This window comes from Kitasatospora sp. NPDC001225, from assembly GCF_053597855.1.
The window spans coordinates 1-9,138 of sequence record NZ_JBSFJC010000215.1; the positions used below are offsets into that span (position 1 = coordinate 1).

Annotated in this window: 6 protein-coding genes; 2 read left to right on the top strand and 4 right to left on the bottom strand. The window is 75.0% G+C overall.

Annotation, left to right across the window (positions count from 1 at the left end; genetic code table 11):
* Together ACWDCZ_RS37290 and ACWDCZ_RS37295 are read right to left on the bottom strand one after the other, a co-directional pair.
* The coding region (locus ACWDCZ_RS37290; RefSeq protein WP_449818240.1) for an AfsR/SARP family transcriptional regulator at nucleotides 1–858 on the bottom strand (858 nt) is incomplete at its 3' end.
* A 314-nt stretch (nucleotides 859–1,172) separates the two neighbouring features.
* A complete protein-coding gene (locus ACWDCZ_RS37295; protein ID WP_388048030.1) occupies nucleotides 1,173–1,928 on the bottom strand; it encodes a ScbR family autoregulator-binding transcription factor in 756 nt (251 codons plus the stop codon).
* Nucleotides 1,929–2,268: 340 nt separating this feature from the next.
* Here ACWDCZ_RS37295 and ACWDCZ_RS37300 point away from each other — a divergent pair, with 340 nt between their 5' ends.
* On the top strand, nucleotides 2,269–3,141 hold the full coding sequence (locus ACWDCZ_RS37300) for a glycosyltransferase family 2 protein (protein ID WP_449818241.1): 873 nt from the start codon (nucleotides 2,269–2,271) through the stop codon (nucleotides 3,139–3,141).
* Between the two features lie 173 nt (nucleotides 3,142–3,314).
* On the opposite strand, the gene ACWDCZ_RS37305 is transcribed toward ACWDCZ_RS37300, so the two are convergent.
* The gene (locus ACWDCZ_RS37305) at nucleotides 3,315–3,869 is read right to left on the bottom strand and encodes a hypothetical protein (protein ID WP_449818242.1); all 555 of its coding nucleotides are present in this window, start codon (nucleotides 3,867–3,869) and stop codon (nucleotides 3,315–3,317) included.
* Nucleotides 3,870–3,999: 130 nt separating this feature from the next.
* On the bottom strand, nucleotides 4,000–7,824 hold the full coding sequence (locus ACWDCZ_RS37310) for an AAA domain-containing protein (RefSeq protein WP_449818243.1): 3,825 nt from the start codon (nucleotides 7,822–7,824) through the stop codon (nucleotides 4,000–4,002).
* A 378-nt stretch (nucleotides 7,825–8,202) separates the two neighbouring features.
* Here ACWDCZ_RS37310 and ACWDCZ_RS37315 point away from each other — a divergent pair, with 378 nt between their 5' ends.
* Nucleotides 8,203–9,054 (top strand): alpha/beta fold hydrolase, encoded by an 852-nt coding sequence (locus ACWDCZ_RS37315; RefSeq protein ID WP_449818244.1) that lies wholly within the window; start codon nucleotides 8,203–8,205, stop codon nucleotides 9,052–9,054.
* Nucleotides 9,055–9,138 lie beyond the last annotated feature (84 nt).

A 9,138-nucleotide genomic window follows, 5' to 3' on the forward strand; every position in this document is an offset into this window, starting at 1 on the left:
GGCCGCACCGACGGCCACACCGGCGGGCTCGCGTTCCGCCGCACGCTCCGACCCGCGCTCCAACCCGCGCTCGGACACACGCTCGGGACCGGCGAGCAGGATGGAGCGCTGGAGCCGCCGCAGTCCGACCGAGGGCTCCATGCCCAACTCCCTTACCAGGGTGTTCCGCAGGCGCTGGTACGCCTCCAACGCCTCACCCCGGCGGCCGGAGCGGTGCAGCGCGACCATGTACTGGCCGTGCAGGCTCTCGTGGGTGCGGTAGCGGTCGACCAGGACGGTGAGTTCGGCGAGCAGCACCCGGTGCCGGCCGAGGCGCAGGTCGGCCTCGATCCGCTGGTCCAGCGCGCAGAGCCGGGTCTCCTCCAACCGCCGCGCCTCGACGGCGAGTTGGCCGCCGACCGGGACGTCCGCGAAGGCCGGCCCGCGCCACAGCGCGAGCGCCTCGCCGAGCAGCCGGGCCGCCCCCGGGTAGTCCTCGCCGTCCATCGCCCGGTAGCCGGTGCCGGCCAGGCGCTCGAACTCCCGGAGGTCCGTCAGCCCGCCGCCGCTGTTGAGCATGTAGCCGCCCGGCGAGGTCACCAGGACGTCCTTGGCGCAGGACACCCCCCGCGCCGAATCGGCCGTCGCGAGCGCCCGGTCGATGAGGTCGCGCAGCTGGAGCACGTACGTCTGCACGGTGGTGCGTGCGCTGCGCGGCGGACGGCCGGACCACAGCTCGTCGGCCAGCACCCCGGCCGACACCACCTGGTCCGCCCGCAGCGCCAGCAGTCCCAGCACCTGCCGCGGCTTCGGCGCCGACGGCACCACCGATATCCCGCACACCCGGACGTCCAGCGCCCCGAGCACCCGAATTTCCACGATGACCACCCCAATCACACGGAACGCCGCAGCCTCCACGGCCACGGCCGGCACCCGGGTCGACACCCTGGGTCAACTGCTACCAGTCAAAAACAGGACGCGCGGTTTGTCAATACAAAACCGAACGTGCTGTTTGTTTTGCGCGGACGTTGCGGCCCGCCACCCTCGGCAGTGCCACCGCCGCACCGTGTGGCCGGGCCCGGGCAAACCAAAGGCGGCGCCGGACCCCCGTGGTCCCGTCGCCGCCGATTCGCCCGCCCCCGCCGCCCTCGCCCACCCGGATTCCCGCAGGTGGGTCGGGCGGTGAGCCGCCGTCAGCCCACCCCGACCTCCGTCTGCACCTCGGCGCGCACGGCGCCGCCCGCACCATCCGGACCGCCGTCCGGACCGCCATCGAGGTCGCCGCCCTCCGGGTCGCCCTCCGCCGCCGCACGGGCCGCCGCGGCCTCGGCCACCACCTGGGCACCGCGGTTCGGCCCCATCTGCAGCGAGCCGAGCACGCCCGGCACCGCGATGCTCGGCATCAGGTGCTGGTACAGCGCGGACACCCGCAGCTCCAGGTCGGCCCGACCGCAGAGCTTCTGGGACTGGATCTGCACCCCCGTCCACGCGGCGACGAGCAGCCACGCGGTGTCCGCCGGCACGACGTGCGGGAGCAGCTCGCCGCGCTCGCCGGCCGCGACCAGCAGCGCCTCGAACCGGCTGATCCAGCCGGGGATGGCGCCGCCGCCCAGATCGTCGAAGAGGTCCTGCCCGAGCGACAGCCGGGCACCCGCGCTGAGCAGCGGGTCGCGCGGCATCAGGTACGCCACCACCATCCCGGTGTCCACGAACTCCTGGAGCTTGCAGCTCCGTTCGGGAACTCCGTCCTGGACGAACTGCTCCTCCACCACGCCCTGCGCCAGATCGCGCTTCGAGGCGAAATGGAAATACACCGCACCGCGCGTCACACCGGCCCGGGAGACCACCTCGCCGATGGTCGCGCCCTCGTACCCGAACTCGTCGAAGACCGAGGCCGCCGCCTCCAGGATCAGCCGACGTGTCCGGAGCGCCCGTTCCTGCCGTACCACCGAAACCACCCCGCCCTGAGCTCCCGGAAAACAAAACCAAACACCCCGTATCTTAGCTTCGCCCCACCCACGACCGACAAGACGATGCCGAGGAATCCCGCCAACCACTCCCCCTCCCCACACCCCGTCAGGCCCCACCGCCCCGTGGGTGACCGCACGCCTCGGCCGCCCCGGTGGATCGGCCTCCGGCGCACCGCCTCCCGCGCCCGAAAAACCGAACGAACGGTTTCTTCCAGGCGTTCGCCTCCGTACCAACATTCGCTCCCATCCGTACGTGACCTCCGAGCCGGGCCGGTCGTTGCACCGGATCTGCGGGATTCCTCGACGGAAGCGGGTGCGGATGGGCCTCAGGCTGGGCGTGGTGGTACTGACGATGGGCGACCGGCCCCGGGAGCTGGGCGCGCTCCTCGACTCGGTGGCAGCCCAGGAGGGCGAGGCCGCCCGGGTCGTGGTGATCGGGCAGGGCGTGCGGCTGCCGCCGCTCCCGGACTGGGTCGACGCGGTGGAACTGCCGGAGAACCTCGGCATCCCCGGCGGCCGCAACCTCGGCGCCCGGCGGCTGCGCGAACTCGGCGGCGTGGACGTGGTGGTGAACCTGGACGACGACGGCCTGCTCCCCCGCACCGACACCTTCCGGCTGGTCCGGGAGGCCTTCGAGCGGGAGCGGCTCCTCGGCGTCGTCGGCTTCCGGGTCGCCGACGGGACGGGGCACACCCAGCGCCGCCACCTCCCGCGCCCGGGCTCCTCCGGCGCCCTGCGCTCCGGCGAGGTGACCACCTTCCTGGGCGGCGGCCACGCGATCCGGATGAGCGCCATCGACCGGGTCGGCGGCTTCCCCTCGCGGTTCTTCTACGCCCACGAGGAGACGGACTTCGCCTGGCGCGTCCTCGACGCCGGCTGGTCGATCCGCTACCGGGCCGACCTCCTGCTCCAGCACCCCCGGACCGAGCCCGCCCGACACGCCGCCTACTACCGGCTGACGGCCCGCAACCGCGTCTGGCCGGCCAAACGTCGCCTGCCCGCCGTCCTGGTCCCGCCGTACCTCGCCTCCCGGTCGGTCTACACCCTCTCCCGCCGCCCGCCCGCCGCCGGACTGCGCGCCTGGTACTCCGGCTTCCTGGAGGGCGTCCGCACCCCGTGCCCACCCCGCCGCCCGATGCGCTGGGCCACGGTCTGGCGGATGACCCGACTGGGGCGTCCCCCGGTGTTCTGACACCCGGGCGCGGGAGCCACCCCGGCCGCACCTGGGCGCCGGTGAGGACACGTGAGAAGTCGAACCGGCCGACTTCTCGCGCAACACCCTCAGGACACCCGGTCGCCACAGCCTCAGCCGCCGGCTTTGACGGCCTGGCAGGAGGCTTCGCCTGCCACCGTCCGGCCGCTCGGCTACCAGTGCCGATCGCGCCATTCCGCCTCGGGGATGCGACCCTCAGAGACATCACAACAGCGTTCTGCCCAGGACTGGGCGACCAGCACCGGCCGGCTCAGTACGACGTCTCCGGCGCGCTGGGCGCGAAGGACGACTCCCAGCGCCTCCGAGCCCGGATCCCCGTACTGGCCGTATCGCAGGTCGTAGCCGCGGGTGGCCGTGTACTCGACGAAGTCTGCTTCGAGTTCGGACGGCACGCGGCCGACCAGCGACAGTGCGTCCAGTGTGATCTGCGGACCGCGTAGCGCGTTGACGACTATGCAGACCAGGCGTTCGGCGTCGTAGTAGACCGTGAGGACCGAATTGTTCGAGGAGTGCGGGAGGAAGAAGTCGTCGCTCAGCACCTGGCCGTAGTGACTCGCGCTCCCCGCGGGGGGCTCCAGGAAGCCGTCGAGCGCCTCCACCACGTCCTCGTACACCATGCCGAACCGCAGCGGGCCTACACCCACGAGCGGATCCAGACTCCACTGAATCCGGTCGCACTCCGCGACGACCGTCCTGGCGGCAAGCACTCTCCACGCTCCCATCATCGGACCGCCGCTCACCGTACGCGGGGCCTCAGCCCGGACCTGACCACACCTGAGAAGTCGGACCGGCCGACTTCTCGTGCCAACACCGTCAGAACGCCCCGTGCCCGCATGCTCAGCCGGCGGGGCCGTCGAGGGGCCAGGTGGCGCGGTCGTGGACGTGGTCGTAGGCGGGGACTTCGGCGGCCAGGACGTCGAAGTGGAGCAGCGGGGCCCACAGGGCGCGGTCGCCGATGACGTAGAGGCGGCGTTTGGCGCGGCTGGCGGCGACGTTCAGGAGGTGCGGGGTGCCGGCGGCCCAGTTGCGGGCGCCGGGGCGGCCCGCGCCGAGGAGCAGGATCACGACGTCGGCCTCCTTGCCCTGGGCCTTGTGGACGGTGGCGCAGCGCTCGTCGAGCAGTTCGGCCGTCCAGCCGGGGAGCGTGCGGCAGGTTTCGCGGGCTTCGGCGACGAGGGCGCGGAAGGGGGCGATGATCCGCAGGCGTTCGACGGTGACACCATGGTGGTCGAGGCGGCCCAGGAGGAAGGTGAGGGCGCGGCGGTCGCGCTCGCCCCAGGGGGCGTCGGCGGGGCGGTCGGGGTCGGGGGTGTCGAGCCAGCGGCTGGGGAGGAGGCCGTCGTGGTCGGGGTCGGGGAAGGGCTGGGGGTGGGTGCCGTGGACCATGAGGCCGCCGTACGCGACCTCGTTGCTGACGGTGAACATGGGCTCCTCGCAGCGGCGGTGGACGCGCAGCGGTGAGCCGACCCAGACGGTGTCCTCCTCCGCGCCGGTGGGCGCGGGCAGGTAGGTGCCGTAGCGGTTGACGCGGTCGGCGACGGCCTGGGCGGAGGTCGCCGAGGGCAGCCATTCCTCGTCGACGCCGTACGCGAGCAGGAGTCGGCGCTGCAGGGCGGTCGGCATGGTGACGACGGGTTCGAGCTGGAGCGGGTCGCCGACGAGGACGGCGCGGCGGGCCCGCCAGAGGGCGCCGACGGCGGCCTGCGGGGTGGCCTGGCCGGCCTCGTCGACGAGGATCCAACCGATGGAGCCCTGGCCGAGGCGGGCGAACATGCTGCCGATGGAGGAGAAGGTGGTGGAGACGACGGGGACGAGGAGGAAGAGGGTCTGCCAGGCCTGCAGGACCTGCTCCTCGGGCACGGGCCCGCTGTTGCCGGCCATGAGCTCCACCAGGACCTGGAGGTTGCCGCGGATCCGCTTCGCGGTGTTGGCGACGAGGGCGCGGTGCAGGTCGAGGGCGCGCAGGAACAGGTCGCTGCGGGCGGTGCTCCAGGCCTCGTCGGCCCAGGGGGCGCCGAGCTCCTGCTCGTGGTCGGGGAGCCGCGGCCAGTCGAGGGGCAGGGACGGGAGGTCGGCGGCGGCCGCGCGCAGGGCCCGGTGGGCGGCGTCGAGTTCGGCGGTGGCGCCCTCCAGTTCGCGCCGGGCGGCCCACGCCTCCTGCCTGGCCCGCTCGGCGTCCGTACGGGCCGTGGACTCCGCGGCGCGGGCGGCGGCCTCCTGGGCGCGGGCGCGGCCGGCGGCCGCCTCGGCCTCCGTGACGGCCGAGGTGGAGCGGGCGTCCAGGCCGGCCGCGGCGTCCTCGGCCTGGGCGCAGCGGGCGATGTGGGCGTGGGCGGCCTCCAACACGGTGCGCTGCTGGACGAGTTGGGCGAGGAGTTCGCCCCGGCTCTGTTCGCGGTGCTGCTCGGCGGCCTCGCGTTCGGCGCCGCTCCGGAGCAGTCGGCGCAGCCCGGCGCGCAGGCCCGGCTGGGCGCCGGGCGGCTCGTCGTGCAGGGCCGTCAGCACGTCGACCTGCCGGCGGTGCCCGTCGGCGTGTTCGCGGGCGGCGGCCAGCGCGGCCCGGGCGTCGGCGAGGGCCTCGCGGGCCCGGGGGACGTGCTCGACCGCGGTCCGGTGGGCGGCCTCGGCGGCACGGGTGGCGGTGCGGGCCGTCTCGACAGCCGTGACGGCGGCGGCCTGACGGGCCTCGGCGGCCGCCGCGCGGTCGTCGGCGCGGGCGATGGCGGCGCGCAGGGCGTCGAGGCGGTGCTGGGCCTCGCCCGAGGCCGTCTCCGCCAGGGCGGCGGCGAGGCGGACGCGTTCGGCGCGCAGGCGCTCGACCTCGGCCTGGGCGGCCTTGAAGGCGGCGACGGCCTCGGGCCAGGAGGGGACGGGCTGGGCAGGGGCGGCGGGCGTGGCGGGGACGGTGGGTGCGGCGGCGGGTGCGGTCGTGGCCTCGGCCGTACCGGTGCCCGGGGCGGCGCGGCGGTCGCTCGGGGTGCGGGCCGGTCTGGGCACGCTGGGCGGGACCCAGTCGCCGAGGACGGCGTTCATGCCGCGCAGCGGCGGGAGCCCGGCGGCGGCGCGGGCGTCGGTCTCGTCCTCGGGCAGCCGGCCCCACCAGAAGCGCTCGGTGAACCTCGTCCGGTTGGACTTGTTGCCGAGCACGGCGGCGACCAGCCCCCAGGCGGGGGCGCCGCCGAGCAGGGCGGAGGCGAGGTCGGAGAAGTGGTCGGGGCCGTCGTGCCAGTGCTCGTCCAGGGCGTCGGCGCCGGGCAGTTCGGCGGTGATGTTCTCCACGGCGCCGTTGTTCGAGGAGGTCACCACGATCTCGCGGCCGGTCAGCCGCGGGTCGAGGGCGGAGACGAAGCGCGCGTGGACGCCCTGGCGGTCCTTGCCCCGCCAGGGGCGGCCGACGAGCGCCTCCTCGGGCCGCCGGTAGCCGGCCATCACGGCGGCGCGTTCGACCACGAGGGCGGCGACGAGGTCGCGCAGCATGGTGGTCTTGCCGGTGCCGGGCGGGCCGTTGACGGAGAACAGGCCGCCGGCGTCGGCGTCCGCGGTGGTGCGGTCGGCGAGCATGCGGTTGACCGCGAACTGCTGGCTGAGCGCGAGCGGGTACCGCGCCTTGGCGGGCCAGCGCCCGGCGGGGACGAGGGCCGGGTGGACGCCGTCGAGGACGGTGAGCCGGTCCTCGCGCAGATCGGTGCGGGCGCCGACCGGGATGTCCCGGCGGCCGGTCAGGTAGGCCTCCAGCGCGGGGCCGAGGCCATCGTCGAGCGCGGCGCGGACCCGGGCCAGGTCGGGCGGCAGCAGGCTGTTGAGGAACGGCTGCGCGGCGGCGGGCTTGGCCTTCGGGTCGCGCGGGCGGTGGACCAGCCGGCTGCGGACCCGGATCACCCGCGGGTCCAGGTGCTCCTCGACGCCGCAGAGGTGGGCGATCTGGGCGGTCAGGGCGACCAGGTCGGCGAGCCCGACCGGGCGCGGGCCGGTGTCCCGCGCCACTTCGTCAGCGGACGGCTCCGGCGGCACGGGCGCGGGCTCCCCCGTCGCGCTCTCCTCGTCCGGACGGCGGGCCGCCGACCAGTCCGCGACGCGCCGCACCAGCGGCTCCGTCGCCCCGCGCACCGCCGCCCCGGCGACCTCGCCGAACAGCGCACCGACCGCCGCCACCGCCGCGCCGCCCAGGATCTCCGCGATCAGCTGCCGCCAGCCGCGGACGGCCTCCTCCCCCACGGTCACCGGGTTCGGCAGCGGCGAGGGCCCCGGCGCGTACGGAATCGGCGTGGCGGTCAGCCGCCCCACCACGACCTCGAACGCCTCCCCCAACTCCTCGAACCCGTCCAACCACCCGGCCACCGACGGCCCCGGGTCGAAGAGCCGACCCGCCGCCCAGCCGCACGCGGAGACCACCGAGGTGTCCTCGACCGGACGCCCGTGCTCGTCCAGGACCAGCGCGAACATCGCGCTCCGCCCCGACAGCACCAACTCCTCGTCCGGCACCCCCGGATCGGGGTCGGTCCCCTCCGGCAGCACGGCGATCATCGCCTGGCGCAGCAGCTCCAGGTCGTACACCCCGCCGTACACCTCGTGCCGCCACACCATCCCCCGCGGTGCCCGCCGCGCCGCCGTCTCCGGGTGCTCCGGCGCCCACGGCAGCACCACCGCCGCCTGCCCGGCCACCGGCGTCACATCGACGACGACCGCGTCCGACGCCCGAGGGCGACCCGCCCGACGCTTCCGCGGCACCTCCGGAATCGGCGGCGGACTGAACAACTCAACGGCCCGCCAGCACTCCAGCAGACCCCCCACACGCCCGTCCCCGCTCCGCACCCGTCGCCCCCCTGCGTCGAACCCACGGCACCCGGCCACTTCGTGTGCCGATCAACCGGGCGCAGAATCTACCGGACGCCGGGCGGGTTGGCCGAGTGCCCACCGCACGCGCACGCCTCCCCACGCCGCACGGCACGCTGCCCCGTGGCACTCCGACACAGGCGTCAACAGTGGATCGAGGTCTAGGCTCACGGGAGTTGACGTTCCTCGGCTTCGGGAGGATGCCCCATGGCAGCCGTACACGTGACCGTCTGGGATGACCGCGACCGGGTCGGCGGAGGCCGGGCCCCGACAGCTTCGGAGGCCCCGGCGGCCCCGACGGCCGTCCCCGCCCTCTTCGTCCACAACATCTTCACCTGGGGCAGCGACCCCGCGTACGGGTTCGCCGGGCAGCGGCCCCTCGCGGACAGCCGGCGGCTCCTCCTGATGGACCGCCGGGGCTACGGCGACAGCCCGGACACCGCGCGCAGCGACTTCGACGTCGACGCCCAGGACATCGAGGGGCTTCTCGGCGACGGGGCCTCCGCCGCGGGGTTCGGCGGCGCCCACCTCGTGGGGCACGGCAACGGCGCCGTCGCCGCGCTCATCGCCGCCGCGCGCCGACCCGACCTCGTCCGCTCCCTCGCCCTCGTCCAGCCCTCCGCCTTCACCGCCGCCGCGCACCACCCGGTCGTCGCCGAACTCCTCGACCGGGTGCGCGACGGCGCCCCGGGCATCCCGGACGACGTCACGCCGGAGCAGTACCTGCGGGCGTCCACCGAAGGGCTGGGGATGGCCATGCCCGAGCCCACGCCGCGCCGGCTCCGCGCCGTCGCCACCTCCATGGGGGAACGGCCCGTCTGGGAGGCGCGGATCCCCCTGGAGCCGATCCGGCGCGCCGCCCTGCCGGTCCTGGTGATCTGCGGAACCTGGGAGCACGCGCCGGCCGCGTACCGCGAGCACGTGGGGCTCCCCCTCGTGGCCGTGGCCGAGTCCCTCACGGACTCCCTCGACGGCCGCCTCCTGCGGGTGCCCGGCTACTACCCGCACACCCAGGAGCCCGCCGCCGTCAACGCCGCCCTGCGGGAGTTCTGGGGCTGAGCCTGTTCCGCGAGGGGAGCCGGCACGCAGCTACCGGTTCATCGGTCAACCGGTGTGCCCCCTCACGGAGTTGGCCGGCCCGGC